A 26,140-nucleotide genomic window follows, 5' to 3' on the forward strand; every position below is an offset into this window, starting at 1 on the left:
CGGGATCGGTCCAGGAGCCATGCAGCAATTCCGTGTTTTACAGCGACCTCAGCGCTTCCCGGCGCGAGACACTGCAATTCCGATTGCTGCAGCGACCTTTGCGCGTCTTCGACGCGCGGCGCTGCAATTCCAGTGCTGCAGCGACCTTTGCGCGTCTTCGACGCGCGGCGCTGCAGGCGAGATCCTCCCTCGCCGTTACCCTTTCGTGCCGTAGAGCGTGAGGAAGGCGCTGACCGCCTGCTCCGCCTTGCGGCCAAAACCCTTTTTCATCTCGCCGGCCTCTTCGCCCAGCAGCATCTTCAGGTGCCAGTCGGAAACGACCAGCCCGTAAAGCGCGCCATAAGCCTCGTCGGCGTCGTCGAATGCCAGCAGCCCCGCCTTGCGGCCGGCCTCCAGCAGCGCGGCGGCACGCCGCCCGATCTGCCGGCGCCCGCGCTCCTGCAGCATGTGGCCGAGCTTGGAACCTTCACGACTCGCCTGGCCGATCGCCAGCCGGTTCAGCGCCAGCGACACGTCGCCGGCCAGAACCTCGAGCAGATCCTTGGCAAAGACGACCAGGTGCCGGCGCAGGCTCTCCGCGTTCAGCGCGTCGGCGGCGGGATCCTGGGTGCGAACCTTGCTCGCCTGGAACCCGATCATCGCCGACAAGAGCCCGTCGCGATCGCCGAACCACTTGTAGAGGCTTTCCTTCGAACAGTTGGCAGCCCGCGCCACACCCGCCGTCGTCAGCGCCTTCTCGCCGCCGTCGACCAGCAGACGCAACGCCTCTTCGAGAACGACGCCCTGACGCTCGGTCAGGCCGCTCCCGGCATTCGCCTCTCTTGTCGCAGCAACGCTTTGCACTCGGCTCCACCCATTCAGTACCGTACGGTACGGTTCGCATTCTTCTAATGAAGCGCGACCGGACCGTCAAGGCGATTTTACCGGACCATTGGAAATTTTGTCGGCGCGGGATGGCCGCCGGCAGCCGGCGGCCAAAGGTCACTACCCCTAAACCGGGGCCGATGCTAAAAGCGCCCTATCGACGACAAGCGACAGGGTGTCCCCATGCACGAGGTGTTTCAGCTTCTGACGATCGCAGGCGTGTTCGTTCTAAGCGTGGTCAGCCCGGGGCCGAATTTCGCAATCGTCACCTCGACAGCGATGAGCGTTTCCCGCCGCACCGGCGTTGTCGCGGGCCTGGGACTGGCGGCAGCCTCCCTCACCTGGGCGCTGCTGGCGGTTGCCGGCATCGGCATCATCCTGACGCAGGTGCCCTGGATCTATACTGCCGTGAAGCTGGCCGGCGCCGCCTACCTGATCTGGCTCGGTGTCAAGATGGTGCTTGGCGCGCGCAAGCCATTGGTATCGACCAACGGCCAGGGCATCACCGGCGCGACCGCCTTTCGCAAGGCCTATCTGGTCTCGATGACCAGTCCCAAGTCGATCGCCTTCTATGGCAGCATCTTCTCCGTCATGGTGCCTGCACATGCCGCACCGTGGTTTTACGTGGCAGTCGTGCTGATGGCAGCCCTTGTTTCCTGTGTCTGGTATTGCGGCCTGGCGCTCCTGTTCTCGCATGGAGCCGCACGACGGATCTTTGCCAGGGCGAAGACGGGAATAGAGACCACGATGGGTGTGGCCCTGATGGGCATGGGCGGAAAGTTGCTGCTCAGCCGCTAAGGCGTGAGACGAGGGTCGGCCCCGCCCTCCGCCGCCAAAACATTACAATAATATAATGATCTCAATGCTTCCCGGCCGGGCCGTTTGTCCCTATTTGCTGCTAGGATGAAGCGCGCCTGTGACGTTGGCGCTGGCAAAGCCAGGTATGGGGCCAGGTATGGGCATGAACAAGACAGGCAAGACGGCACGCGCGGAAACCACCGCACGCGAGGACGTGACACCCAACGTCACCTTCATTCCGGGTGCTGTCCCCGTCCGGCGCAAGCGGCGCACGCGCACCTGGCTGTGGATCCCCGTCGTTCTCGCCGTCGTCGGCGCCGGTTATTACGGCTGGACGCGCTACGCCACGAACCCGACCACTGCCGCGATGGTCACCCAGGTCGTTTCCCGCGGCGACATCGAAAACAGCGTCACCGCCGTCGGCACGCTCGACGCGGTCAAGTCGGTCGATGCCGGCGCCCAGGTCTCCGGCCAGTTGAAGGCGCTGCATGTCGATATCGGCGACAAGGTCGAGCAGAACCAGCTCGTCGCGGAAATCGACCCCGCCACCATCGAAAACCGGATCGAGATCGACCAGGCCGAGCTTGCCAATCTGCAGGCCCAGCTCATTTCCAAGAAGGCCCAGCTCGTGCTGAAGCAGGCCAATATCGATCGCCAGCGCAATCTGGTCGCCGCCAACAGCATCGCCCAGTCGACGCTCGACCAGGCCATCGCCGACCTCGCCGCCGCCGAGGCCGACGTCAACGCCATCGAAGCGCAGATCCGCAAGCAGCAGGCGACGCTTGCCGGCGACAAGGTCGATCTCGGCTACACCAAGATCTTCGCGCCGATGGGCGGCACCATCGTCGCCAACCCGGCCAAGGAAGGTCAGACGCTCAACGCCAACCAGACGACGCCGACCATCGTCACCATCGCCGATCTGTCGACCATGACCGTCAAGGCGCAGGTGTCGGAGGCCGATGTCGGCAGGCTCAAGGTCGGCATGGACGCCTATTTCACCCTGCTCGGCCAGCCGGGAAAACGCTTTGCGGGCAAGCTCCGCCAGATCCAGCCGATGCCGGACACGGAAAACAACGTCGTGCTCTATTACGCCCTCTTCGACGTTGCCAATCCGGATGGCGAATTGATGATGTCGATGAGTGCCCAGGTGTTCTTCCTGCAGTCCTCCGCCAAGGACGTGCTGATCATACCGAGTGCTGCGCTGCGCACGACCGAGAAAGGTACCGGCCAGCGTTCCGGCCAAGGCGCCGCCAAGCGCGCCGATAACGCAGGCGCTGCCGGCAGCGCCGAGGTGACCGTGGTCACATCCTCGGGCGCGCTTGAAACCCGTGCCGTCGAGGTCGGCATCCGCAACCGGGTCAACGCCGAGATCAGGAGCGGGCTTGCCGAAGGCGACACCGTTGTCGTCGCCACCGGCTCCGATACCCCGGCGGCGGGCACTCGCGGCAGCCAACGCGGCATGCGCATGCCGCCGATGTTCTGAGGACAATTTAGAGATTGGCCATGACCCCGCTCCTCTCGCTCCGGCATGTCAGCAAGACCTATTTCAACGGCGATCTCGCCGTCGAGGTGCTGCACGGCGTCTCGCTCGACATCGAGGCCGGCGAGTTCGTCGCGATCATCGGCCAGTCCGGTTCGGGCAAGTCGACGCTGATGAACATCCTCGGCTGTCTCGACCAGCCGACTGGGGGCGATTATCTCATCGACGGCGAACGGGTCTCCGGCTTCGACACCGACGAACTGGCGGCGCTGCGCCGGCGCACCTTCGGCTTCGTCTTCCAGAGCTACAATCTCATTCCGACCGCGAGCGCCCAGGAAAACGTCGAGGTACCGGCCGTCTATGCCGGCATGTCGGCGCGCGACCGCCACGACCGCGCCGGCGCCCTGCTGCACCAGCTGAAGCTCGGCGAGCGGCTCGACCATCGCCCGAACCAGCTTTCCGGCGGCCAGCAGCAGCGCGTGTCGATTGCCCGCGCGCTGATGAACGGCGGCCGCGTGGTGCTGGCCGACGAGCCGACCGGCGCGCTCGACAGCCAGAGCGGCTCCGACGTCATGGCGCTCTTGCGCGACATGAACGACAAGGGCCACACGGTCATCGTCATCACCCACTCGCGCGAGGTCGCCGAACAGGCCGACCGGCTGATCGAGATCCATGACGGCCGCATCGTCGCCGACCGCACCAAGAAGAGCCGCAGCAATCCGGAGGCCGCGCATGCGCTGAGCCGGACGGTGAGCGAGGGCTCGGCTGCGATCGCCGACGTCACGGAAGCCGTCAAGATGGCGCTTCGGGCGCTGCGCGCCAATCTCTTCCGCACCATCCTCACTTTGCTCGGCATCGTCATCGGCGTCGGCTCGGTCGTCGCCATGCTGGCGATCGGCACCGGCGCGCAGGATTCCGTGCTCAACCGCATCTCTTCCATGGGCTCCGACCTGCTCGTGATCCGGCCAAGCATGGCGAATTTCCGCGGCAGCGCCGGCGGCAGCAACGTCACCCTCGTTCCCGCCGATGCCGACGCCATCCTCGAGGTGCCGAACGTCGCCTTCGCCGTGCCCGAACTGACCAGCAATGTCACGGTCCGGCGCGGCAATGTCGACTACCAGACCAGCGCCAACGGCACGGTGCCGCAGTTCACCACCGCCAAATCCTGGAAGATGCAGCAGGGCGAATTCCTGACTGAGGACGACATGGACACCTATGCGCCGGTGGCAGTCCTCGGCCAGACCGTGGTCAAGACGCTGTTTCCCGACGGCGACAACCCGCTCGGGCAATATGTGCTGGTCAACAAGATCCCCTTCCAGGTCATCGGCGTGATGGCCGAGATGGGCGCCACCTCCTTCGGCAACGACCAGGACGACGTCGTGCTGGTGCCGCTGACGACGGGCAGCATGCGCCTCTTCGGCCAGCGCAACGTGCGCACCATCACCGTGCAGGTGAAGGACGCGGCCGCCATCGACATCACCCAACAGGCGATTCAGGCGTTGCTCGACCAGCGCCACAAGCGTCAGGACACGCAGATCACCAACATGTCGTCGGTGCGCGAGGCCTTCACCGAAACCTCCAATACGATGAAGCTGTTTCTCGGCTCGGTCGCCGCCATCTCGCTGCTCGTCGGCGGCATCGGCGTGATGAACATCATGCTCGTGTCGGTCAGCGAGCGCACCCGCGAGATCGGCGTGCGCATGGCAACGGGCGCGCGCCAGCGCGACATCCTGCTGCAGTTCATCATCGAGGCACTGGTCGTCTCGGCGATCGGCGGCACGCTCGGCGTCCTGCTTGGCCTCGGCGTCGGCGCGCTCGCCGGCCAGTTCGGCATGCCCGTCGCCTTCACGCTCGGCCCGGTGGCGCTCGCCTTCGCCTGCGCCTTCCTCACCGGCCTCGTCTTCGGCTTCCTCCCCGCCCGCAACGCCTCGAGGCTGCAGCCGGCCGTGGCGCTCAGTGCTGATTGAGGCATGGCGCGCGGCGGCCAGTGGACAAAACGCGCCGCGCCACCCAAGGTGGCATTTTGCAGCCTGTGGGTGTGATTCGCTATGTGGAAGGTCTTTGCAGTTCTTTATAGTCTGGCCTTTGCCATCGGGCTGGTATTTGCCGGCTACGTCATGCTGAGTTTAGGAGTGCAGTTGACGTCGAGCACCAAGATCATCGGCGGCGCAATCATGGCCATGACACTTGTCACAGCAATCGGCCTCGTCGCCTACGCCTTCAACCTGCATGTCCCTCCCTTCGGGTTCTGGCGACCGTTCGGCTGGCTCCTCGGCATCGCGCTCGGATGCCTTTCATTGCTCAACATCGTTCGATTTGTCGGCCTGCTCGAAGGCGGCGATAACTTCACCAGCCTGCTCTGGATCTCGATGTCGCTTCTCGTCAACTACTTCAGTTGGCTTGGCGTCTGGCGATATGGCCGCCGCTTGTCGGCCATCGCCTGATAAAGCGAAAGCGAACGTTCAAGTATCTGAACAGCCTTCTTGTGGTGTCTGCTACATGACGCCGGACTGCCTTTGCAGAAGAAGCGGGCGAACCTCCAATCCTACTCACACCATCTCGCCCGCCGCGGACCGGACTTGACCACGGCTCGCCTGTTGATCGACAAAGCTCTCTGCACAGCGTGATGGTGGTTCGGCGCAAATCGGACGGCGCCGCGACGCAAGAGGCCAAGTTGCTCAACCTCATCCTCTACAGCGATCAACTTTTCCCCGACTGTTCGGCAATCGACCGCAGGCTTGCGGACTTGCTGAAGGCGCGAGGAACCGGAAATCGGCTTGCCTATGTGGCCTCCGGCCCGGAGCCGGATCGCAACTTCTTCCAGAGCGGCCAAGCCTATTACGGCCGATCCTGCCTTGATCTCCAGCTGTTCTTCGATCTCGACGAACCGCGTTCGGCAGAGGACATCGCCGCACTCTTTGCCTGCGACGCCATTCATCTGTCCGGCGGGCATACGGGCGATTTCCTCGAGCGGCTGCGACGAAGCGGGCTGATCCAGCCGCTCCGGGACTGGGCGCTCTCGGGCGGCACCCTGATCGGTGTCAGCGCCGGCGCCATTCTCATGAACCCGACGATCGCGACAGACGGGCTCTTTATCGGCCGGAGACCCGAGGACATAACGGATGGAGATGCGCTCGATCTCCTACCATTCGAATTCTTCCCGCACCTCAATGACGACGCCACCTACCTGCTCGCACTGCTGCGCTACAGCGCCCATACGCCGAGGCCGATCCTCGCCTGCAACGACAGCGACGGTGTCGTTGTTACCGACGGACGGATTGAGTGCGTGGGAAGTCCGCTTTGGATCTCCGGTGGCGCCGTGCGCGCGCCAGGCGAAGTCGAATTCGGCGGTTTCTCGATATCGCCGTCCTGAGTTTGCCGCTGGCGGCACCAGAGCAGGAGCCCGCACGCTAAGGGACGGCCCGCAAAACGTGAGCGTCCGCGGCGATCAGAGATGCCGTATCTCTGATGGTGTCGAACCCCAATCGTCGTTGAGGCCATCAAAGTAGGTGACGGGTGCGGCGACCAGTTCGTCGATATCGACGCCGTCGAGACAGGAAACATTGATGTTGTAATAGGTGCGTCCCGTCATGTTCGGCATATCAATGCGCTCAAATGGGCGCACGCCGCAGTGGCGGCAGAAAAAATGGTGGGCGACCTCGTTGTGCCCGCGATAGTCGGTCAGTTCCGCCTCGCCGGCCGTCAGGCGGAAAGCAGAAGGCGTCACCTCCACCGACCAGAGCCGGATCTTGGTGCAGAGCGTGCAATTGCACTTGCCCGTTCCGGCGCTGATGTCGATATCCGCCTCGAAGCGCACCGCGCCGCAATGGCAGCTGCCAGTATAGGTCTTCAGCATTCCGCCCTCCCGCCTCGCCTGAAAAGTACCGCCTGCTTAAGGTCTTGCGGTGTGTGCGCGTCATGTCCGACGCGACGCCTTCAAGCTGCGCAACTATGTCATCGGTCGCAGCGGTTGAAAATCGTGGTTATGTAGCGATGGCATAGGCGAACACGATGCGGTTTCGGCCGTGTCAGCGGTGCCGTAGGCCAGCCATCACCAATGGCTGTTCGACCTGGCTCGTGCAAACGCCGGCGCGATGGTACATTGCCGTGCCTTGGACAATTCCCTCTCTTCCCGGGCCACCGCGTGCGCAATGGAGGTTTCTCGTGGTCAGTCCTGCACCGGCACCCGCTTTGCTGCGCATCCCGACCTTCGACGATGTCCGGGCCGCGCGGGCACGCATCTCTGGCGCGGCTCACCGCACGCCCGTTTTGACGTCGCGAACTGCGGACGCACGAGCCGGCGCGGCCGTGTTTTTCAAGGCTGAGAATCTGCAGCGTGCTGGAGCTTTCAAGTTCCGTGGCGCGTACAATGCCATCGCTGCGCTGGACACACGGTCCCGGCAAAATGGTGTCGTCGCCTATTCCTCCGGCAATCACGCCCAGGCACTCGCCTATGCCGCGAGACTCCAGGGTGTTTCGGCAACGGTGGTGATGCCGCAGGACGCTCCGGAGATAAAGGTGGCGGCGACCAGGGGCTATGGAGCCGAGGTCGTCTTTTATGATCGCTATACGGAAGATCGTGCCGAAATAAGCCTGCGCCTTGCCGCCGAACGAGGAGCAGCGCTGATTCCGCCTTATGACCATCCGGATGTCATCGCGGGACAGGGCACCGCAGCACTGGAACTGATCGAGGACGTTGGGGAGATCGATTTGCTCGTCGTTCCGCTGGGCGGCGGCGGTTTGCTTGCGGGCAGCGCGCTCAGCACCAGGGCGCTGTTGCCTGCCTGCGCCATTGTTGGCGTCGAGCCCGAGGCAGGCAACGACGGCCAGCAATCATTGCGAAAGGGCGAAGTGGTCCAGATCCCGGTGCCTAAGTCCATCGCTGATGGTGCGATTGTCACCCATGTCGGCAACCACAACTTCGCCATCCTGAAAAACAAGGTCGATGACATTGTCACGGTTACCGATGCCCAGCTGGTCGAGACGATGCGGTTCTTTGCCGAGCGCATGAAGATCATCGTGGAACCGACCGGCTGCCTGGCCGCGGCGGCCGTTTTGCATGGCGCAATCGCCTGTGGCGGCGCGCGGGTCGGCATTCTGTTGAGCGGCGGTAATATCGATCTGAAAACCTTCAGCGCACTTCTGGACGGGCGCTGAAGCGGCGTGTCAGCTTATCCTTCGTTTGCATCAATGCTACTGCATAATTCCTTAAATCGGAATCGATTTAAGGACAAAATTATGCAGCAACTCAAAGTGTTACAGCGACCTTTGCGCGTCTAAATAGACGCGCGGCGCTGTAATATGCCTTCGATCGGGGAATGGGGATCGTCGCCATGATCGAGGGACAAGCGTTCTACTATGTCCTGATTTGGATACTGGCCTTTGCCGTCTGGTTTTTCTTCTTCCGCTGAATGTGAGGGATAGTCGGCCCCGGCGTGCAGGTGGTTGAGCCGCTTTCTTCGCCGCGCCAAGCCGCACGGCGCTGTAGCCCTTCAAATCCTCGATCACCGCCGTCATTCAGTTGCACCCGATCGGAAATCGGGTGGGCGCTGCTCCTCGCCGAAGATACTCAGGGCGCCTCAACCAAGAGGAGCAAGTCCATGTCCATGCTGCAAGACAAGATCGTCATCGTCACCGGCGCCTCGTCGGGTATCGGCAGAGCGGTAGCAGAACTGTTCGCCGCCGAAGGCGCGAAGGTCGTTTTGAACGCCCGCAACGAAGCGCCGCTCGCCGCCGTGGCGGAGGCCATCCGAGCCTCCGGCGGCGAGGCGATCGCCGTCAGCGGCGACGTCACAGAGGAAGACACACACGCCCGGCTGGTCGAAGCCGCCGTCAACCGGTTCGGCGGCCTCGATATCGCCGTCAACAATGCCGGTGCTGTCGGCGCCATGAAGCCGCTCGCCGAGATCACGGCCGCGGAATGGCAGGAGACGCTGGCCGCCAACCTCACCTCCGCCTTCCTCGGCACCCGCCACCAGATCCCGGCAATGCTCACGCGCGGCGGCGGATCGCTGGTCTTCACCTCCACCTTCGTCGGAACCAGCGCCGGCATCCCCGGCCTCGGCGCATACGGTGCAAGCAAGGCCGGGCTGATGGGCCTGGTGAAAGGCATCACCGCCGATTACGGCGCGAGCGGCATCCGCGCCAACGCCCTGCTTCCGGGCGGCGTCGACACGCCGATGGGCGGCAGCAAGGAGCAAAAGGAATGGGCCGCCGGCCTGCACGCTATGAAACGCATCGCCCAGCCCGATGAGATCGCCCGGGCGGCACTGTTCCTCGCAAGCCCGATGGCGAGCTTCGTCGCGGGCTCCGCGCTCTACGCCGACGGCGGGAATGCCGCGGTCAAGTGACGACAACGGCAGCGCCGATTTCGCGCGCCGGGGCGATTTGCCCCGGCGCCTGCTGCACAGCGCCTTGCACCGTCATCGAAAAGGCGAAGGCCCCGCAGCAAACTGCAAGCCTCAGAGCGGAATCGCCGTCGTCTCCTTGCCCGTGCGGATCACGAACATCGTGTAGTAGCGCGCGACATTGCTCTCGTCGCGGAAGAGCCGCTCGGTCAGGGCATCGAGTTCTTCCATGTCCTTTAGCCGCAGCATCAGGAGAGCGTCGGTCTCGCCGCTGACGCTATAGGCCTGAACCACCGCAGGCTCCTTGGCGGCAAGGTCGAGGAAGCGACGCACATATTGTTCGCCATGGCGCTCCAACTCGACGGTGATGATCGCCTTCACCGACCGGCCGGCCTTGGCCGGATTGAGGACGGCGACCACCCGGTCGATGACGCCAGCCGAGTGAAGCCGTCGGATACGGCGCAGGCAACTCGACGGCGACAGCCCGACTTCAACCGCAAGATCGGCATTGGTGCGCGACGCATCCTGTTGCAGCAGCGTGAGCAGCTTTCTGTCGATCTTGTCCATGCCGATTCCCCATTCATGCGGCCCGTGCAATTTTATTGCACAGATTCGCATATTTTGACCACAACTGCGAACGGCCCCGCGCTAGTCCTTGGATGACAACTCAGGGAGACACCGTCATGGCCGTTCACATCATCCTCTACCGCAAGACGCTCGCGACACTCGAAGTCTATTGGGAGCTGGTGCGCATCATCGTTCCCGTCACCATCGCCACGCACGTCCTGCAGGAGCTGGGCGTGATCCGGGCAATCGCGCCGGCCTTCGAGCCGCTGATGACCCTGGTCGGGCTGCCGCCCGAACTCGCCTTTGCCTGGCTCACCGGTTTGCTGGTCGGCATCTGGGGGGCGGTGGTGGTGGTTTTTGCGCTGGTGCCGGTTTCGGAGCTGACGACCGCCGACATGACCGTGTTCTCGGCATTGATGCTGGTGGCGCACGCCATTCCGATCGAACAGCGCATCATCCAGAAAGCGGGCCCAAGCTTCGTGGTCACAGCGGCGCTGCGTATCGTTGGCGGCCTCATCTTCGCAGCACTCCTGCACCAGCTGTTCGCGGCGACCGGATGGCTCGCCGCACCTCTGAGCCCGGCATGGACACCGGTCAACCAGGGCTCCGACTGGATCAGCTTCACTTTCAGCACGCTGAAGACGCTCGCGACCATGCTCGTCGTCCTACTGGCCTTGAGCTGGATGATCGAGATCCTCAAGATGGTGGGCATCCTCGGCTGGCTGAACCGGGCAATGGCGCCGCTCTTCCGCCTCGCCGGGATCCAGCCGCAGACAGTGCCCTTCACCGCCGTCGGCGTGCTTCTCGGGATCTCCTATGGTGGCGCGCTGTTGATCCGCGAGGCGCGCACGGCAAGCGTCGAACCGCGCCAGGTCTTCCTCGCCTGCGTCTTCATGGGCTTCGGCCACAGTCTCGTCGAGGACACGTTGGTCGTCGTCGCGCTCGGCGCGGATTTTGCCAGCGTGTTCTTCGGCCGGCTTATCTTTGCAATCGTCGCGACGGCCTTGATCGCCAGGGTCATCGGCTCGGCGCCCGACGCGGTGTTTTTCAGGACATTCTTCCGCAAGGAAGGTTTCAAACTTGCTCCATCGGAAGCCGGTCTTGGCGGATGAAAACTTCGGCGGGGCGGCTCCTGCCGCCCATCTACAGCGCCGCGCGTCTTATCAGACGCGCAAGGGTCGCTGTAGCACTTTGAGTTGCTGCATGTTTTTATCCTTAAATCGGATACGATTTAAGGAAACATGCAGTAGCATCGAAGCCTTGCTTCACCCGACGACACGCCAAAACCAGCTTCGTAACTGTTACATCCTTGCCTAATTTTAGCATTCTGTAATCCTCCCCGTTTCACCGGAGGAGAAGCGACATGCTAAGACTTGGAACGCTATTTCTCGCCACGTTGAGTTTGACGGCAGCGTCGAATTTCAACGCTCATGCGCAGGAAACCACAGGTGAGTTGGGTTCGCCCAGCGCAACAACGACGATCGACGGCCGATACTTGCCCAACCCGCCAGCGGCCTTCGGTGGAGATATCGGACTCGACGCGAAAACCTCGAAACCCTACTGGCCGCCTCAGATCGTGCCGCGAAAGGGCGCTCCCAACATTCTGCTGATCATGACCGATGACGCCGGCTACGGCGTTGCGGGCACATTTGGCGGCGTTATTCCGACGCCGGCGCTTGACCGGGTTGCCAACGCCGGCTTGCGCTTTACGCAGTTCCATTCCACCGCGCTGTGCTCACCATCGCGCGCCGCCCTTATCACCGGCCGTAACCATCATTCGTCAGGCTTCGGCGTTATCTCCGAGCAGGCCACCGGTTATCCCGGCTATGACTCGATCATCGGCATTGAGAACGCTACGATTGGTGAAATCCTGAAGCAGAATGGCTACGCCACGTCCTGGTTCGGAAAGAACCACAACACCCCCGCCTTTCAGTACAGCACCGCTGGTCCGTTCGATCAGTGGCCGACGGGTATGGGCTTCGATTACTTCTATGGCTTCATGGGTGGCGATAGCAATCAGTGGGAGCCGTACCTGTTCCAGAACACGACCCAGATTTTCCCCTGGACCGGCAAGCCCGGCTACAATCTCGTAACGGACATGGCCGACAACGCGATCGATCATATCAAGCAGCTGAATGCGGCAGCACCTGACAAGCCGTTCTTCGTCTACTACGTGCCCGGCGCCACGCATGCACCCCACCATCCCACGAAGGAATGGATCGACAAGTTCAAGGGCAAGTTCGACATGGGCTGGAACGAGCTGCGCGAGCAGATTTTCGCCAATCAGAAAAAGCTCGGCGTTATTCCCGCAAACACGCAGCTGACCGAATGGCCGGATACCCTGCCGAAATGGGACACTTTGGACGCAGAAAGCAAGAAGCTGTTTGCGCACCAGGCTGAGGTCTTCGCTGCCTATGTTGCCTATTCGGATCACGAAATCGGCCGGGTCATCCAGGCCGTCGATGATCTCGGGAAACTCGACAATACCCTTGTCATCTACATCGAGGGAGACAACGGCACCAGCGCCGAAGGAAGCGCGATAGGAACCCCGAACGAACTGATCACGATCGAAGGCATGCAGATGCCGGTCGCAGAGCAGATGAAATTCTATGATAAATGGGGCTCCAACCAAACCTATCCGCACATGTCGGTTGCCTGGTCATGGGCCTTTGACACGCCGTTCAAGTGGACGAAGCAGGTTGCTTCACACTTCGGCGGCACGCGCCAGGGCATGGCGATGTCCTGGCCGGCACGGATCAAGGAAGCCGGTGGCGTTCGGACTCAGTTCCACCACATGATCGATATCGTTCCTACGATCCTCGAAGCAACAGGCACGACGGCCCCGGCGATGGTCGATGGCGTCGCGCAAAAGCCGATCGAAGGCGTCAGCATGGCCTATAGCTGGGACAACGCCCAGGCACCATCTGCCCGCAAGACCCAATACTTTGAAATGTTCGGCAATCGCGGCATCTACAACGACGGCTGGTATGCCTGCACGACACCGCCGGCAGCGCCTTGGTTGATGGGCAAGACAGCGATGCCCGACGTCGTCGACGGCTATAAGTGGGAACTGTACAACCTCACGGAGGACTATTCCCAGAACAACGACCTTGCTGCAAAAATGCCCGAAAAATTGCACCAGATGCAGGAACTGTTTCTGATGGAAGCGGCAAAATACGACGTCTTCCCCTTGGACAACTCGATCCTGGAACGCCTTCTTACGCCACGGCCGAGCGCCACCGCCGGACGGAAGGAGTTCAGCTACGCCGGCGTGATGTCAGGCATTCCGACAAGCAATGCACCGAGTGTCATCAACAAGTCCTATACGATCACCGCAGAGGTAACCGTTCCTGAAAACGGCGGCGAAGGTATGCTCGTCACCACAGGGGGCCGCTTCGGTGGATACGGGTTCTATCTCCTCAAGGGCAAACCCGTGTTTCTGTATAACTTCGTCAATATGGAGCGCTTCCGCTGGGAGGGTCAGGAAACCCTTTCATCCGGCAAGCACACGCTGGTCTTCGATTTCAAATCCGACGGACCCGGCATGGGCAAGGGCGGCACCGGCGTCCTGAAGGTGGACGGCAAGGAGGTTGCGAACACGAGAATACCGCACACGATCCCGGCATTGATGCCCTGGGATGAGACCTTCGATGTGGGCGTCGATACGCGCACAGGTGTCGAAGAAACTGACTATCAGGTGCCGTTCGCCTTCAACGGTGAAATTGCAAAGCTGACCGTCAATCTGCAGCCGTAACCCTTAATTTGCAGGCCCTGGACAGCCAGTTTCAGGGTCCGCGGTTCCGCTGCTGCATGTTTCCTTAAATCGGATCCGATTTAAGGATAAAAACATGCAGCAATTCAAAGTGCTACAGCGACCTTTGCGCGTTTGATAGGACGCGCGGCGCTGTAGGTCGGCGCTACGCGGCGTGAAGCAGCCACAGAGCCTCGAACGACACGGCCAGAAAACAGCAAGGTCGCCAGGACTGGCGGCTTTTGAACAACAGGTCGTACTTGACGCGCGGCGTTGTCGAAGCCGAGGCCGCGCCATTCGGGCAGCGCGGGCTCAGGATGGGTCATTCCGCGCCCGCCCCGGCGATCACGCTCGCAGGCGCCGCCGTCCGTCCGAACGTGGCGCGATAGGCCGCGGGCGTCGTCGAAAGCTGCTGGCGAAAATGGTGGCGCAGCGTCTGGGTCGAGCCGAAGCCCGAAACTTCCGCCACCTGCTCCATGCCGAGCGCGCTTTCCTCCAGCAGTTGCCGCGCCCGCGCCAGCCGTTCGCCAAGCAGCCAGCGCGCCGGCGTCGTGCCGGTGGCCGCTTCGAACCGGCGCAGGAAGGTGCGTTCGCTCATGCCCACGGATTTGGCCAGCGTCGCGATCGAAAAATCCTCGCCGAGCCGCGCCCGCATCCTGTCGATCAGCGGGCCGAGGCGCGCGCTCTCGTGCACCTCCGGCACCGCCCTTTCGATATATTGCGCCTGCCCGCCATCGCGGTGCGGCGGCACGACGAGGCGGCGCGCCACCCGGTTGGCCGCCTCGCTGCCGAAATCGCGGCGAATGAGATGCAGGCAGAGATCGATGCCGGCGGCACTGCCGGCAGACGTCAGCACCGCGCCGCTATCGACATAGAGCACGTCGGGCACCACCTCGATATCGGGGTAGAGTGTCTTGAGCTTGTCGGTATAGCGCCAGTGGGTCGTCGCGCGCAGGCCCGAGAGAAGGCCGGCTGCCGCCAGCACGAAGACGCCGGAGCAGATGGAAAGCACCCGCGCACCGCCGGCATGCGCCGCGCGCAGCGCCCGGCACAGGGCTTCAGGCACCGGCGTATCGGCACCGCGCCAGCCCGGCACGATGATGGTGCCGGCCTCTGCCAACAGATCGAGCCCGCCATCGGCCATCAGCCTGATGCCGCCCGTCGCCCTCAGTTCCCCCGGCTCGATCGCCGCGACGGCGAAGCGATACCACCCCTCGCCCATCTCAGGCCGCGGCAGGCCGAACATTTCCACCGCCACGCCAAACTCGAAGGTGCAGAGACCGTCATAGGCGAGAGCGACGACAAGGGGATTGGCGGGCGATTGTAGTGTCAAAGATGGTTTTGGCATGATCTTGAGCATATATGGCGAACCTGCCATCTGCCAGCCCTTTCCTGTGCTTGCTACAACCCTCTGCGTCAACCCGCCCACTTCGACCAAAGGAGAGCAAGATGAGCTACGTCACCGAAACCCCAGCCGCAGCACCCGAGATCGCCATTGCCCATTTCGCCCAGCGCCTGAGTGTCGAGACCGATTGTGCCGACGTCGCCCATGCCCTGAAGAGCGGCGAGCAGGACTTCGTGCTGCTGCACGCAGTCGGCACCGAGGCCGCCTATGCCCGCCGCCATGTGCCGGGCGCCATCCACCTGCCCCACCGCGAAATCACCGCAGAGCGTTTGGCCGAGTGGCCGGCCGATACCCTGTTCGTCGCCTATTGCGCCGGGCCGCATTGCAACGGAGCCGACCAGGCGGCGCTGAAGATCGCCCGGCTCGGACGGCCGGTGAAGATCATGATCGGCGGCATTACCGGCTGGGAAGACGAAGGTTTCGCTTTCGCCTCGGGTACCGCCCCGGGCGAGCCGAAGCTGCTGCTTGCCGCCTGAAGGCGGCGCTGAAGAGGCAGATGGCCCGCGGATCAGGCGATCGGCGGCCATTGCATGTCGCCCCGTCGATCGCGCGAAGCAATGCCGATCGCCAAACGGCAGCCTTGGCGGACCCGTGCGAACGCGCCAAGGTAGCCGGCAGGATCAACAATGCTTGAAGGCCCCGTGATGAGCCCGATGACGAATGCCCTTTCCACCCGCCCGTTCGAACATCGCGACGTGCCCGCGGTGCTGACACTGATGCGTGGCCTTGCCGTGTTCGAAGGCTATATCGACAAGTTCGCCGTCACCGAAAGGGATCTGATCGACCACGGTCTGTGCGATGCCCCACGCTTCGGCGTCTTCGTGGCCGAACACGACGGTCGTGTCGTCGGCATCGCCGTGCACTATGTCATTCCCTGGACCTACGACCTGAAACCGACGGTGGTTTTGAAGGAACTGTTCGTCGAGGAAGCTGCACGTTCCTCGGGCGCCGGCGCTGCCCTCATCGCCGCCCTGAAGCGCCACGCAGCCGCCATCGGCGCGCCGCGCATCAACTGGACGGTGCTTGCCGGCAACGCGCCGGCCAAACGCTTCTACCGGCGCCAGGGCGGTGGCCCCGACGAAATGTGGGAACCATGGACGATGCCGGTATCATCTGGCAGCTAACGAACTTCGAGGCAGTAAGGGCAGCGCTTTCGCAGAGACACTCATAAGCGGGCGGCCAGCACAGTGCGGCGGCGCAACGGCGCTGCGCTTCACGATGTGGAGGCGCCGCAACACATTAACCCTGCCGCATAATACCTTGAATCGATTCCGATTTGAGGCATTGTGCGGCGACGCTTGCGCCGCCCAGGCGATCGAGGAGCCGGAGGAGAGAGACCCAATGAACGCATCGGAACAGATCGACCAGTTGATTGCAGGGATCACCGACTGGCGTGGTGAAACGCTCGCCAACCTGCGCAAGATCATCCTCGGAGCGGACAAGGAAATAGCAGAGGAATGGAAGTGGATGGGAAGCCCGGTGTGGTCTCGCGAAGGGATCATTGCGGTCGGCAATGCCCACAAGGATAAGGTCAAGCTTACCTTCTCCCACGGCGCCAGCCTGCCGGACCCTGAAAACCTGTTCAACAACGGCTTCGGCGGCAAGGTGTGGCGCGCGATCGATGTTTTCGAGGGTGACGAGATCGACGAGCGCGCGCTGCAAAACCTCATCCGCGCCGCCATCGACTACAACCAGGCCAAGTCAAAGAAGAAAAAGCCTTCGGCCAGCCGGGCAAAGGCGGCCAAAAGCAAGGACGCGTGACGCCGCCGCCTCTCCTTGCACGCATCGACCCGACCTGCCGCTTCGCCAAGCGCGAGACGGCAGGCGTGGTTCGAACACGCGCCGCGCCGTTTCGCCTTCAACAGACGCCACGATCGATCAGTGCCCGCCGAGCACCAATGTCTGCACCGGCAGCATCACCGCCTGCATGCGGAGAATCATCGCATGCACCAGGCCAACCGCGTCGACCACGTGCAGATAGAACCAGCGCAACGTGCTCGTGCCCGGTGCTTCCATCTCGTCATGACTGTTGGTGTAGGCGTTGGCGATGCAACTGCTGCCGGGCGGAACGTCATCGAGCACGCCGGGGTAAAGCGGCTCCATGACCACGGTGAGTGTGCCGGGCTTTGATATCTGCGTGACGTCGATGAGTTGATCGCTGGCTCTCACCTGTCCGGAGGCGATCACCTCCTGCACCTCTGTGACGACAAGGGGGATGATGGTGAAGGGCTTGCCGACGCAGGTGGCCTCTCCGATCATGCCGACCTTCATCACCTGCGTCTCGATCTGCCCGAAGCCGGCAACCAACCGCGCCCGGCCGGCATCTTCAGGCACCAGCACGCCTGCCGGCCGCAAGAGCGGATTGACGACTTCGCCGACCCGGAGCGTGAACTGCTGCACCGTACCGGACACGCCGGCACGCACCGTGGTCTTGGTGATATCGACCTCCGCCTGCTTCAGGGCCGCTTCCGCGCTTGCCTTTTGCGAGGGCAGCAAGGACGAGATCTTCGTCTCCAGCGTCTGTTTGCTGGAAAGGGCAGCAGTGAGCGCGCCTTTGCGTCCTTCGAGCGCGACCTGCCGGCGTTCAATTTCGCGCCGCGCGACGACGTTGGGATTGAGCCGGTTCAGTTCCACCTGGGTGTCGTACTCGTCCTGGGCCTGCCGCACAGCCGCCTCTGCCTGCGTGATCGCGCCATCGGCGGCGACAAGCTCGGTGCGCGCAACGGTCATCTGTGCATCGACCTCGGCGATCTGGCGGCGCGCGACCTCGGCGGTGGCCTCCTCCTCGGTGCTGTCGAGCTTGAAAAGGGGCTGGCCAGCCTGCACCTTCTCAAAGAGCGTGGCATAGATTTCCGTCACGCGGCCGCCTGCCTCCGGCAGGATCGCCACCGTACGAAACGCCGAGGTGACGCTCTTGGTCGACGGATGGAAATAGAAGATGAGCGTGATCAGCGAGATCGTCAGGATGATGCAGGCGGTGATACCCCAGCGCAGTTCGAACCACACCGAATAGAGGGTAATCTCGCGTCCGAACCGCTTGCCCTGGACATAGCGCCGAAAGAGATAATCCGGAAAGATCGTCAGGAGCGAGCAAAGCAGAAACTCGAACATGTATCACGCCCTCCCTTCCACCGATTGAACTGGCGACGACTGATCTGGCGACGATTGACTGGCCGATGCTTTCGGCTCGCTCGCCACCGGGTCCGTCGCCATGCCCCCCGGCTCAGCCATAGTCGACTGATCGACCTTGCCCGCAATCCGCTCGAGCGAGCGGGAGATTGACGAGAGCGGCGAGGAGAAATCGGGCAGATCGATCAGCGCCAGGATCAGCGCCGCGATCCAGAAGATGTTGTTGTGGGTGAACAGGGAGATCAGCCCCAGAACCGCCACCAGCTCGTATTGGGTCTTGTGGCTCTTGTGCGCCAGCGTCTCGGGCAGAGAATGCAGCCGCAGATAGAAGGTACCGACCGCGAAGATCGCAACCACCAGAAAGATGACGACGAAATTGAATAGAAGGTCGGTTTCACCGGGTGCGGTGATGAAGACCGGCAGGTGCTCGATGGCCTTGGGATGCGCTAATTCTGCCAACTCCGTCTCCCCCAACGCAGATCAGATCATAGCCCGTTAGGCCCGTCGCGTCTGAACGGATTCAGGCGGCATGCTCGAGGCTCTCACATATGCCGCCGCCCCGAAACCGCTGCACACTCTCGGGCGACATGCATTATTTCAGATAGTTAGCATACAATTGATGCTTGTAAAGAGAAGTCTTTCTTGCCGCGCAGCCGATCACGGTTGTTATCAATCGGCCGCATCCGGGCGGACCTTGCCGATCACTGCAACGCACATCCGTCAACGCGCCGCAAGGCGATCCGTGCCTTGCAACGGCGCGTCTGTCGCACGCGATGCTTAACCCGCCGCCCTTGCCGCGACGCTATTGCCCGTCGCGCAAGGTTTCCTTCTGGGTGATCAGCCGGGCGCTGTGCTGGCCGCTGAGATAGGTCCAGAACCAGCTCCAGGCGACGGCAAAACGACTGCGCGTGCCGATGAGGAAGTAGATATGGGCGATGCCCCAGATCCACCAGGCAAGCGCGCCCTTGAGCTTGAACCGACCGAAATCGATGATCGCCGCCCGCCGGCCGATCGTCGCCAGGCTGCCCTGGTGACGGTAGCGAAAATCGCCGGGCGGCTTGCCGCCGGCAAGGCGCGCGCGGATAACCTTGGCGACATAGGCGCCCTGCTGCTTGGCGGCCGGCGCGATGCCCGGCACCGGCTTGCCGCCGTCATAGGTCACGGCGGCCGTATCGCCGATGACGAAGATATCGTCATGACCGGGCGCCTGGAGATCGGCGCCGACGATCGCGCGGCCGGCCCGGTCCTCGGCAATGCCCAGCCAGCGGGCGGCGGGCGACGCCTGGACGCCGGCCGCCCAGACGAGTGTACGGCTGGCGACGAAGCTTTCGCCGATCGTCACGCCTTCAGCGGTGCAGGCCGTCACCGGCGTTCCGGTCCTCACCTCCACGCCCAGCCTTTCCAGTTCGCGCTTGGCATAATCGGACAGGTCCTCGCTGAAGGCTGCCAGAATGCGCGGCCCCGCCTCCACCAGGATCACCCGGGCCTGACGCGTATCGATGCGGCGAAACTCGGCCGGCAGCGTACTATGGGCCATTTCGGCGATGATGCCGGCAAGCTCGACGCCGGTCGGCCCGGCGCCGATCACCGTGAAGGTCAGAAGCGCCTCGCGAACGGCGCGGTCCTCCTCGAGTTCCGCCTGCTCGAAGGCAAGCAGCACGCGGCGGCGAATGGTGGTGGCATCCTCCAGCGTCTTCAGCCCCGGCGCCACCGGCTCCCATTCGTCATGGCCGAAATAGGCATGCGTCGCGCCCGTGGCGATCACCAGCGTATCGTAGCCGATGGCCTGCCCACCCCTAAGCGTCACGGCTTTGGCGGCGGCATCGACGCCGGTCACCTCGCCCAGAAGCGTCGTCACCTCCGGCCGGTCGCGATAGAGATGGCGGATCGGCCAGGCGATCTCGGAAGTAGCGATCAGCGTGGTTGCGACCTGGTAGAGCAGCGGCTGGAACAGATGGTGGTTTCGCCGGTCGATCAGGGTGATGCGCACCGGCGCGCCCGCAAGCCCGTTGACGAGCTGCAGCCCGCCAAATCCTCCACCGACGACGACGACATGATGCCTGTCCTGCATGGCCATGATCCCGATTTGACTTTCCTCAAATGTGGGACAGCAGCGCGCCAACACAACCGCCGGCTTTGTATGTCACCCTTGCAAAATCGGTTATGGCGCTTGCGCAGGCACTGCAATAGGGTGGTTGGCTATCGGGGCCAGACCCTGCGCCGGAGCCGTCGCCGACCTTCCCGCACCGTCACTCCATCGACACGCCGCTGCCGTCAGGAAACCCAATCAAAAACATCTCGTGTAATGTCGGTGCAATCTCGCGTTTGCAAACGTCGCGATGCGGTAGGAGCGGTGTCGGCCGCCAGCTCACCGGTGCGAGACGACAGGCACGCCATCATTGCGCAGCTGAGGCGGCAAAAGCCGTCCCCCTCAGATTGCTGACGGCAAATCATGTATCTTGCACCACCGAGCGTTACGCTGTGCGGCGGAACGTTGAAAACCCAAGCTCACTGATGCTGACATGGGCGCAGTTAAGTACTCAAGGACCCTGGAATAAACGCGACGTATCGGTTTCCAGAAGAATTCTGCACGGATCGTTTCCTTGTAAGACGAATTCGGCCGTCCGATGCCGACGCTATCTTCGCTGGTTGGGCTACTGATCGTGAAGTGACGAAATATCCGACCTGGCGTCCGGATGCCGACGTTTCCCGACCGTCCACCGCCGATCCTCACCCCTTCTCAGAGCCGGCCTGCGTTGCATGAAGGAGATTGTCGCGCAACTTCACCACCGTTTGCTGCACGACCGGAAAATCATCCCCGAGGCCGATCGCATCCGTCAGCGCTGCACCAGGGTCTGTTTCGACCAGCTTGCGGCCGGCCGGCGTCAGCGTCACGCGGACCTGCCGTTCGTCGGCCGGATCGCGCCGGCGTTGCAGATAGCCCTCGGATTCGAGTTTCTTGAGGATGGGCGTCAGCGTGTTCGACTCGAGAAAAAGCTTCTCGCCAAGCGTGCCCACGGTCTGGCCGTCTTCCTCGGAAAGCGCCACCATCGCCACGTACTGGGTATAGGTCAGACCGAGCTTGTCCAGGATCGGCTTGTACGCGCGACCGAAGGCAAGGTTGGCGGAGTAGATCGCAAAGCACAGAAAGTTCGAAAGTTTCCTGCCGCCGTCTTCGGCCTGCGGTGAGGAAGGTCCGGTCGTCTCCGCACCTTTCGCTGCTGGGGATGTGGGCATGGGCATATCCTCTTCCATTGTCCTCGCTGTCCATCCCTATATAAATCGTATCCGATTAAATCGCAACGGTATTGACATCCGGATCGAGCCCGCGTATTTACATCGCATCCGATTGAAGCGGATACGCTAAAAATTAACCAGAAAGGATACCACCATGACCGAGAAGCTTCTTTTCACCGGCAAGACCCACAACACCGGCGGCCGCAACGGCGGCACGCGCAGCAGCGACGGCATGCTCGACCTCAAGCTGGCGCAACCGCACCCGGCCGCCGAGAACCTCTTCGGCGCTGCCTGGTCCGCCTGCTATATCGGCGCGATCGAGGTCGCCGCCCTGCAGAGAAAGATCAAGCTTCCGGCAGGCCTGGCGGTCGACACCGAGATCGATCTGAACGTCGATGACGGTTCCTACTTCCTGCGGGCTCGGCTCAATGTCAGCCTGCCGGAGCTGGACCGCGACGTCGCCCGCGAGCTGATCCATGCTGCCCACGACATCTGCCCCTATTCCAAGGCGACACGCGGCAACATCGATGTCGAGACCAACCTCGTCTGAGGCGGATCGTCTCTCCATTCGGCGAGAACCGTCGGCACATGCATGCAAATGAACCGGAACAATCGAAGGACGATCATGTCTGGCCCATCGCTATCGACAACACGATGGCCTGGTTGCCAGCACAGGGCGGCCCCGGAAGGGGCCGCCCAAGCCCTCCATGTCAAGCTTGCGGTTGCCTAGGGATAGGCGCTTCGCACCCGAGCCCTCACCCAAGCTCACCATTTCATCCCTGTCGCGACTGTTGGTGAAACAGCCAACGCCACCGGGTGAAATTCGCCGTGGAAATCACCCCGAAGTTCAGCCACGGCAGAACTGGCCACCGAATGTATTATCTTCGAATTAATCCGAAGTGATGGCAGAAATATCTTTCGGATGCACAGATAAAAAACAGCCACATTCGTAGCATCATTGAAATGAACGCCACCAAACGCAGATATGTACTTAGCTCTTACTTTTGACCCACAAGGGAGGGCATCATGCCTACCGTCATGGTCTATCACGATGTCAAAGACGCCAAACACTGGCTCGCTTCACCTCTCCGCAAGCAGATACTCGAACCCATCGGCGTCACGAACATTCGCACCTTTGTAGACCGCCAGGCGTCCAACCGGGTCGGCTTGGTCATGGACGTTGCCGACATGGCCAAACTGGACGCCTTCATGCAAACCAAAGCGGCAGCGGATGCGATGGCGCATGACGGCGTGCTGCCGGAAACCCTGGTGTTCCTCGTTCAATCCTAGCAATCGACGCCTCGCTGAGCCGGAACGGTTTTGCGGCTTCCATGACCAAGCCTCGGCACTGCAAAGCATCCCAAACGCGTTCCGAATTGGCTTTCTCCGCCCTGGATCAGATGCGTCCCGGACAGGACGCATGTCTCAAGCAGCTTTGGAAATACTACGCGGGAGGATGATATGACGACATTGTTCGTGAGGCACGAGGTCTCCGATTACGCGGCCTGGCGCCGTGTGTACGACGCGTTTTCGCCCATGCAAAAGGCAAACGGGGTTCTGGCGGAGGCGGTTTATCAAGCCGCCGACAATCCCAACGATGTGACGGTAACGCATGAGTTTGCGACGCTGGAAGCGGCTCAGGCATTCGGCAAGCTGGACGAATTGAAGGCAGCGATGCGCCAAGGCGGCGTGCTGGGCACACCAACCGTGTGGTTTACCAACAAGGCGTGAAGCAACCGGAAATGACATCTGCTTGGTCGGCCGGCCTCCGGAGCGCAGCAAACGCTCTTGCGCAAGGCCGCAGTCATGGCAACAGCGCATTCAGTTGCGCGTTCTCCGCCACCTGCGCCTGCATGGATCGGCGCTCGCAAAGCAGAGATTGCCTGACCTGATCATACGGTCGGCAGCCCAGCACTACCGCACCTGCGCAAGCGTCGGTTCGAAGCCGATCTCGTCGACGGTTCCCACCAGCATGATCTCGTCGCCGAGCGACCATTCGGCCGCCCGCGCCGCCATGCGCGCCGGCACTCTTTCCGAGCCGCCCGGCCCCGGTGGCACATCATAGGTGGCGTGCGCATCATGGGCGAGGATCACCTTACAGCGCCGCGCGTCAAATATGACGCGCAAAGGACGCTGTAACGCTTTAAACTTGCTGCATAATTTTCTCCTTAAATCGGATCCGATTTAAGGAATTATGCAGTAAAGCCGATATCGATCGCCCGGCGCGCCGTTGCCGCCAGGCACATTTCCGACAGCATGCCGCAGATCGCGAGGGTTTCGACCCTGTGCCTCCTCAGTTGCGCCTCGAGATCGGTGCCGTGAAAGCCATCGTCGACAGACTTGCGCACGACCGTTTCACCGGGCCTTGCATCGAAGAACAGCTGCCAGCCGTCCGTGCCCGGCTCATCCGGGGTGCCCTCGGGCCCGTCGTTCTGCAGGAACAGGACGGGGGCTTCCCTCTCCCGCGCCCGCTCCAGCAGCCGACCGACGGCCCGCTGCAGCGACAGGTGATCCGGCACCGCATCCCCGCCCGAGATGAAGGCGCGCTGCACATCGACGACCAAAAGCGCCTGCGCCAGTTTGACGTCGTTCTCGCTCACCGCCTCAATCATTCCGCATAATCGACCGGCACCGCCGTGCCGCTCTTCAGGATTTCCATCGAGATCGAAGCGGAAACGTCGAAGAGCTCCACCTTGCGCACGATCTGCTTGTAGACCACATCGTAATGCTCGACCCGCGGCAACACGACCTTGACGATATAGTCGTAGTTTCCGGTCAGTCGGTGCGCCTCGACAATCTCGGGAATGTCGCTGATCGCCCGCCGGAAGGTCTCGATCCACTCGTCGGAGTGATGCGCCGTCTTGATCATCGCGAACACGGTGGTCGGCACGCCCATGCGCTCGCGGTCGAGAACGACGATGCGCTTGGCGATATAGCCCGCCTCCTCCAGCCGCTGGATGCGGCGCGAACAGGCGGAAAGCGAAAGGTTCACCCGGTCGGCAAGTTCGCCGACCGCCATGCTCCCATCCTGCTGCAACAGCGCCAAAAGCTTCCTGTCCCGCTCATCCAGCACGCTCACCACTCCCACTTCATCGATATGCCACGCTGCATGTTTGCATAACATTGCTATCCAGCGCAATTGGATCGCGTCAAAATACCGTCCTCGCGCCATCAAAGCGAACCATTGCCGATGAAGGTCCGGCATAGTGTCCGCATCGAACAACAGCTGGCCGCATCTCGATGCGGATGGCGACAGGATCAGGGAAACAGACGATGGAAATGCGCAAGATCGGCCTTATCGGCGGCATGAGCTTTGAAAGCTCGGTGGTCTATTATCGCATGGTCAACGAAGCCGTTCGCGAACGGCTGGGCGCGCTGCATTCGGCCGAGGTGCTGCTGCACTCCGTCGACTTCCAATCGATCATCGACCTGCAGAAGGCCGGCCGTTGGGACGACGCCGCAAGAAGGCTCGCCGATGTTGCCCGCGGGCTGAAGGCAGCCGGCGCCGACTGCGTGCTGATCTGCACCAACACCATGCACCTGATCGCCGACGCGGTGCAGGCGGCCGTCGACATTCCGCTGATCAACATCATCGACGAGACTGCCGCCCGCCTCAAGGCCGCCGGCATCCGCAAGCCGCTGCTGCTCGCCACCCGCTACACCATGGAGCACGGCTTTTACGCCGAGCGCATGAAGAGCCACGGCATCGAGGTGATGGTGCCCGATGCGGACGGCCGCGCGCTGACGCACAACGTCATCTTCGACGAGCTTTGCGCCGGCAAGGTGCTGCGCCCTTCCCGCAAGGCGTTGATCGAGCTGATCGACAAGGCCGAGGCCGAAGGTGCCGACGCCGTCATCCTCGGCTGCACCGAGATCTGCCTGATCCTCGACCCGAAGGCGCTGCCGCTGCCGGGCTTCGATTCCACCGCGATCCACGCCGACGCCGCCGTCGAATTTGCCCTCGGCGTGCAGGATTTCCGCCGCGCCGCGTAAGGCTGGCAATCGCCGCCGCCTGCATCCATTCATCGCAACTGAAAATGGCCTCCAGCCTGCGTTGGGGGCCATTGCCCGTTGGTCCACACCGAACGGTCCCTGAGAGGTAATCGCCGCGTCGTGCGCACGGCGTTCGCCGCCGTTCAGGCGCGACGAAGACTCAAGCGGTTTCCTGCCCGATGCGTGGCCCGCGCAGGCCGATGCAATTGCCCCAGGGATCGCGAACCTGGCACATCCACAATTCGTCTTCGATCGCCAGCGGACCGCGATAAAGCGGCGCGCCGAGATCGTTGAAATGGGCAAGCGCCCGGTCGAAATCCTCGACCTGCCAATAGACGACCGAACCGGCCGCTCCGCTTGCCACCTTCTCGTCCGCCGGCACGATTTCCAGATGGGTCGAACCGATCTGCAGATACTCGAAATCGAAGGCGTCCAGCCGGCGCCGTTCGGCCCGTGGGAAGGCACGCTGGTACCAGGAAAGCCCACCCTCCACGTCGGCGACATGCACCAGAACCGCAGCCACAAAATCAGTCATCGCAACACCTCGCCAGCGCAAAGAATCATTTGGG

The 26,140-nt window shown here is 62.5% G+C and carries 28 protein-coding genes; 16 read left to right on the forward strand and 12 right to left on the reverse strand.

Annotated features, from left to right (window positions below; genetic code table 11):
• Positions 1-195: 195 nt before the first annotated feature.
• The gene (locus tag BC363_RS00515) at positions 196-843 is read right to left on the reverse strand and encodes a TetR/AcrR family transcriptional regulator C-terminal domain-containing protein (RefSeq protein WP_065786893.1); all 648 of its coding nucleotides are present in this window, start codon (positions 841-843) and stop codon (positions 196-198) included.
• 204 nt (positions 844-1,047) lie between these two features.
• Here BC363_RS00515 and BC363_RS00520 point away from each other — a divergent pair, with 204 nt between their 5' ends.
• The 5 genes from BC363_RS00520 to BC363_RS00540 all read left to right on the forward strand — a co-directional run bounded on the left by BC363_RS00520 (position 1,048) and on the right by BC363_RS00540 (position 6,515).
• Positions 1,048-1,662, forward strand: a complete 615-nt coding sequence (locus BC363_RS00520; protein WP_065786892.1) for a LysE family transporter — start codon at positions 1,048-1,050, stop codon at positions 1,660-1,662.
• Positions 1,663-1,825: 163 nt separating this feature from the next.
• On the forward strand, positions 1,826-3,145 hold the full coding sequence (locus BC363_RS00525; protein ID WP_065787038.1) for an efflux RND transporter periplasmic adaptor subunit: 1,320 nt from the start codon (positions 1,826-1,828) through the stop codon (positions 3,143-3,145).
• Between the two features lie 20 nt (positions 3,146-3,165).
• A complete protein-coding gene (locus BC363_RS00530) occupies positions 3,166-5,109 on the forward strand; it encodes a MacB family efflux pump subunit (RefSeq protein WP_065786891.1) in 1,944 nt (647 codons plus the stop codon).
• A gap of 171 nt (positions 5,110-5,280) precedes the next feature.
• Positions 5,281-5,586 carry a hypothetical protein gene (locus tag BC363_RS00535; RefSeq protein WP_141690193.1) on the forward strand — a complete coding sequence of 102 codons (306 nt, stop codon included), beginning with the start codon at positions 5,281-5,283 and terminating at the stop codon, positions 5,584-5,586.
• Between the two features lie 230 nt (positions 5,587-5,816).
• Positions 5,817-6,515, forward strand: coding sequence for a Type 1 glutamine amidotransferase-like domain-containing protein (locus tag BC363_RS00540; RefSeq protein WP_244519779.1), 699 nt, complete (start codon positions 5,817-5,819; stop codon positions 6,513-6,515).
• A gap of 75 nt (positions 6,516-6,590) precedes the next feature.
• On the opposite strand, the gene BC363_RS00545 is transcribed toward BC363_RS00540, so the two are convergent.
• A complete protein-coding gene (locus BC363_RS00545; RefSeq protein ID WP_065786889.1) occupies positions 6,591-6,998 on the reverse strand; it encodes a GFA family protein in 408 nt (135 codons plus the stop codon).
• Between the two features lie 335 nt (positions 6,999-7,333).
• On the opposite strand from BC363_RS00545, the gene BC363_RS00550 reads away from it, so the two are divergent.
• The gene (locus tag BC363_RS00550; RefSeq protein WP_244519780.1) at positions 7,334-8,299 is read left to right on the forward strand and encodes a threo-3-hydroxy-L-aspartate ammonia-lyase; all 966 of its coding nucleotides are present in this window, start codon (positions 7,334-7,336) and stop codon (positions 8,297-8,299) included.
• A gap of 443 nt (positions 8,300-8,742) precedes the next feature.
• Positions 8,743-9,492: an SDR family oxidoreductase gene (locus BC363_RS00555; RefSeq protein ID WP_065786888.1), complete on the forward strand. Its 750-nt coding sequence runs from the start codon at positions 8,743-8,745 to the stop codon at positions 9,490-9,492.
• A 111-nt stretch (positions 9,493-9,603) separates the two neighbouring features.
• Here BC363_RS00555 and BC363_RS00560 read toward each other — a convergent pair whose 3' ends face one another.
• Positions 9,604-10,056 (reverse strand): Lrp/AsnC family transcriptional regulator, encoded by a 453-nt coding sequence (locus tag BC363_RS00560; protein WP_065786887.1) that lies wholly within the window; start codon positions 10,054-10,056, stop codon positions 9,604-9,606.
• Between the two features lie 116 nt (positions 10,057-10,172).
• Between BC363_RS00560 and BC363_RS00565 the strand changes: the two genes are divergently transcribed.
• Both BC363_RS00565 and BC363_RS00570 read left to right on the forward strand, forming a co-directional pair.
• A complete protein-coding gene (locus BC363_RS00565) occupies positions 10,173-11,168 on the forward strand; it encodes a nucleoside recognition domain-containing protein (protein WP_065786886.1) in 996 nt (331 codons plus the stop codon).
• Between the two features lie 251 nt (positions 11,169-11,419).
• Positions 11,420-13,810 (forward strand): arylsulfatase, encoded by a 2,391-nt coding sequence (locus BC363_RS00570; RefSeq protein ID WP_065786885.1) that lies wholly within the window; start codon positions 11,420-11,422, stop codon positions 13,808-13,810.
• A 319-nt stretch (positions 13,811-14,129) separates the two neighbouring features.
• Here the strand turns inward: BC363_RS00570 and ftrA are convergent, their stop codons facing one another.
• A complete protein-coding gene (ftrA, locus tag BC363_RS00575; protein WP_202618524.1) occupies positions 14,130-15,167 on the reverse strand; it encodes a transcriptional regulator FtrA in 1,038 nt (345 codons plus the stop codon).
• Positions 15,168-15,256: 89 nt separating this feature from the next.
• On the opposite strand from ftrA, the gene BC363_RS00580 reads away from it, so the two are divergent.
• The 3 genes from BC363_RS00580 (at position 15,257) to BC363_RS00590 (ending at position 16,973) form a co-directional block, all read left to right on the forward strand.
• A complete protein-coding gene (locus tag BC363_RS00580) occupies positions 15,257-15,688 on the forward strand; it encodes a rhodanese-like domain-containing protein (protein WP_065786884.1) in 432 nt (143 codons plus the stop codon).
• Between the two features lie 150 nt (positions 15,689-15,838).
• Positions 15,839-16,336, forward strand: a complete 498-nt coding sequence (locus BC363_RS00585) for a GNAT family N-acetyltransferase (protein ID WP_083223733.1) — start codon at positions 15,839-15,841, stop codon at positions 16,334-16,336.
• A gap of 94 nt (positions 16,337-16,430) precedes the next feature.
• Complete coding sequence (locus BC363_RS00590) at positions 16,431-16,973, forward strand: DUF1801 domain-containing protein (RefSeq protein WP_348272185.1); 543 nt, start codon at positions 16,431-16,433, stop codon at positions 16,971-16,973.
• A gap of 117 nt (positions 16,974-17,090) precedes the next feature.
• On the opposite strand, the gene BC363_RS00595 is transcribed toward BC363_RS00590, so the two are convergent.
• The 4 genes from BC363_RS00595 to BC363_RS00610 form a co-directional block, all read right to left on the reverse strand.
• Positions 17,091-18,323, reverse strand: a complete 1,233-nt coding sequence (locus tag BC363_RS00595) for an HlyD family secretion protein (protein ID WP_065786882.1) — start codon at positions 18,321-18,323, stop codon at positions 17,091-17,093.
• 3 nt (positions 18,324-18,326) lie between these two features.
• Positions 18,327-18,800 (reverse strand): hypothetical protein, encoded by a 474-nt coding sequence (locus BC363_RS00600; protein ID WP_065786881.1) that lies wholly within the window; start codon positions 18,798-18,800, stop codon positions 18,327-18,329.
• A 343-nt stretch (positions 18,801-19,143) separates the two neighbouring features.
• Positions 19,144-20,412, reverse strand: coding sequence for an NAD(P)/FAD-dependent oxidoreductase (locus tag BC363_RS00605; RefSeq protein WP_065787033.1), 1,269 nt, complete (start codon positions 20,410-20,412; stop codon positions 19,144-19,146).
• 659 nt (positions 20,413-21,071) lie between these two features.
• The gene (locus BC363_RS00610; RefSeq protein WP_065787032.1) at positions 21,072-21,578 is read right to left on the reverse strand and encodes a MarR family transcriptional regulator; all 507 of its coding nucleotides are present in this window, start codon (positions 21,576-21,578) and stop codon (positions 21,072-21,074) included.
• Positions 21,579-21,732: 154 nt separating this feature from the next.
• On the opposite strand from BC363_RS00610, the gene BC363_RS00615 reads away from it, so the two are divergent.
• From BC363_RS00615 to BC363_RS00625, 3 genes are all read left to right on the forward strand, one after another.
• Positions 21,733-22,128 (forward strand): Ohr family peroxiredoxin, encoded by a 396-nt coding sequence (locus tag BC363_RS00615; protein ID WP_065786880.1) that lies wholly within the window; start codon positions 21,733-21,735, stop codon positions 22,126-22,128.
• A 476-nt stretch (positions 22,129-22,604) separates the two neighbouring features.
• Positions 22,605-22,868: a hypothetical protein gene (locus BC363_RS00620; protein ID WP_065786879.1), complete on the forward strand. Its 264-nt coding sequence runs from the start codon at positions 22,605-22,607 to the stop codon at positions 22,866-22,868.
• A gap of 171 nt (positions 22,869-23,039) precedes the next feature.
• The gene (locus BC363_RS00625) at positions 23,040-23,309 is read left to right on the forward strand and encodes an antibiotic biosynthesis monooxygenase (RefSeq protein WP_065786878.1); all 270 of its coding nucleotides are present in this window, start codon (positions 23,040-23,042) and stop codon (positions 23,307-23,309) included.
• 183 nt (positions 23,310-23,492) lie between these two features.
• Here the strand turns inward: BC363_RS00625 and BC363_RS33150 are convergent, their stop codons facing one another.
• From BC363_RS33150 to BC363_RS00635, 3 genes are all read right to left on the reverse strand, one after another.
• The gene (locus BC363_RS33150) at positions 23,493-23,672 is read right to left on the reverse strand and encodes a hypothetical protein (protein WP_202618511.1); all 180 of its coding nucleotides are present in this window, start codon (positions 23,670-23,672) and stop codon (positions 23,493-23,495) included.
• Positions 23,673-23,770: 98 nt separating this feature from the next.
• Complete coding sequence (locus BC363_RS00630) at positions 23,771-24,178, reverse strand: isochorismatase family protein (protein WP_202618512.1); 408 nt, start codon at positions 24,176-24,178, stop codon at positions 23,771-23,773.
• 8 nt (positions 24,179-24,186) lie between these two features.
• Positions 24,187-24,651 (reverse strand): Lrp/AsnC family transcriptional regulator, encoded by a 465-nt coding sequence (locus BC363_RS00635; protein WP_065787031.1) that lies wholly within the window; start codon positions 24,649-24,651, stop codon positions 24,187-24,189.
• 200 nt (positions 24,652-24,851) lie between these two features.
• Here BC363_RS00635 and BC363_RS00640 point away from each other — a divergent pair, with 200 nt between their 5' ends.
• Positions 24,852-25,571, forward strand: coding sequence for an aspartate/glutamate racemase family protein (locus BC363_RS00640; protein ID WP_083223732.1), 720 nt, complete (start codon positions 24,852-24,854; stop codon positions 25,569-25,571).
• A gap of 160 nt (positions 25,572-25,731) precedes the next feature.
• On the opposite strand, the gene BC363_RS00645 is transcribed toward BC363_RS00640, so the two are convergent.
• On the reverse strand, positions 25,732-26,106 hold the full coding sequence (locus BC363_RS00645; protein ID WP_065786876.1) for a glyoxalase/bleomycin resistance/dioxygenase family protein: 375 nt from the start codon (positions 26,104-26,106) through the stop codon (positions 25,732-25,734).
• Positions 26,107-26,140 lie beyond the last annotated feature (34 nt).

The organism is Ensifer sp. LC384 (assembly GCF_001695865.1).
Lineage (GTDB): Bacteria > Pseudomonadota > Alphaproteobacteria > Rhizobiales > Rhizobiaceae > Ensifer.

Excerpts from the sequence above, each read along its gene's own strand:
- BC363_RS00620 (WP_065786879.1), top strand. The coding sequence starts at position 22,605 with ATGCCTACCGTCATGGTCTATCACGATGTCAAAGACGCCAAACACTGG.
- BC363_RS00580 (WP_065786884.1), top strand. The coding sequence starts at position 15,257 with ATGAGCTACGTCACCGAAACCCCAGCCGCAGCACCCGAGATCGCCATT.
- BC363_RS00645 (WP_065786876.1), bottom strand. The coding sequence starts at position 26,106 with ATGACTGATTTTGTGGCTGCGGTTCTGGTGCATGTCGCCGACGTGGAG.
- BC363_RS00605 (WP_065787033.1), bottom strand. The coding sequence starts at position 20,412 with ATGCAGGACAGGCATCATGTCGTCGTCGTCGGTGGAGGATTTGGCGGG.
- BC363_RS00595 (WP_065786882.1), bottom strand. The coding sequence starts at position 18,323 with ATGTTCGAGTTTCTGCTTTGCTCGCTCCTGACGATCTTTCCGGATTAT.
- BC363_RS00545 (WP_065786889.1), bottom strand. The coding sequence starts at position 6,998 with ATGCTGAAGACCTATACTGGCAGCTGCCATTGCGGCGCGGTGCGCTTC.
- BC363_RS00610 (WP_065787032.1), bottom strand. The coding sequence starts at position 21,578 with ATGCCCACATCCCCAGCAGCGAAAGGTGCGGAGACGACCGGACCTTCC.
- BC363_RS00520 (WP_065786892.1), top strand. The coding sequence starts at position 1,048 with ATGCACGAGGTGTTTCAGCTTCTGACGATCGCAGGCGTGTTCGTTCTA.
- BC363_RS00525 (WP_065787038.1), top strand. The coding sequence starts at position 1,826 with ATGAACAAGACAGGCAAGACGGCACGCGCGGAAACCACCGCACGCGAG.
- BC363_RS00615 (WP_065786880.1), top strand. The coding sequence starts at position 21,733 with ATGACCGAGAAGCTTCTTTTCACCGGCAAGACCCACAACACCGGCGGC.
- BC363_RS00590 (WP_348272185.1), top strand. The coding sequence starts at position 16,431 with ATGTGGAGGCGCCGCAACACATTAACCCTGCCGCATAATACCTTGAAT.
- ftrA (WP_202618524.1), bottom strand. The coding sequence starts at position 15,167 with ATGCTCAAGATCATGCCAAAACCATCTTTGACACTACAATCGCCCGCC.
- BC363_RS00585 (WP_083223733.1), top strand. The coding sequence starts at position 15,839 with ATGCTTGAAGGCCCCGTGATGAGCCCGATGACGAATGCCCTTTCCACC.
- BC363_RS00640 (WP_083223732.1), top strand. The coding sequence starts at position 24,852 with ATGGAAATGCGCAAGATCGGCCTTATCGGCGGCATGAGCTTTGAAAGC.
- BC363_RS00570 (WP_065786885.1), top strand. The coding sequence starts at position 11,420 with ATGCTAAGACTTGGAACGCTATTTCTCGCCACGTTGAGTTTGACGGCA.
- BC363_RS00565 (WP_065786886.1), top strand. The coding sequence starts at position 10,173 with ATGGCCGTTCACATCATCCTCTACCGCAAGACGCTCGCGACACTCGAA.
- BC363_RS00625 (WP_065786878.1), top strand. The coding sequence starts at position 23,040 with ATGACGACATTGTTCGTGAGGCACGAGGTCTCCGATTACGCGGCCTGG.
- BC363_RS00560 (WP_065786887.1), bottom strand. The coding sequence starts at position 10,056 with ATGGACAAGATCGACAGAAAGCTGCTCACGCTGCTGCAACAGGATGCG.
- BC363_RS00530 (WP_065786891.1), top strand. The coding sequence starts at position 3,166 with ATGACCCCGCTCCTCTCGCTCCGGCATGTCAGCAAGACCTATTTCAAC.
- BC363_RS00555 (WP_065786888.1), top strand. The coding sequence starts at position 8,743 with ATGTCCATGCTGCAAGACAAGATCGTCATCGTCACCGGCGCCTCGTCG.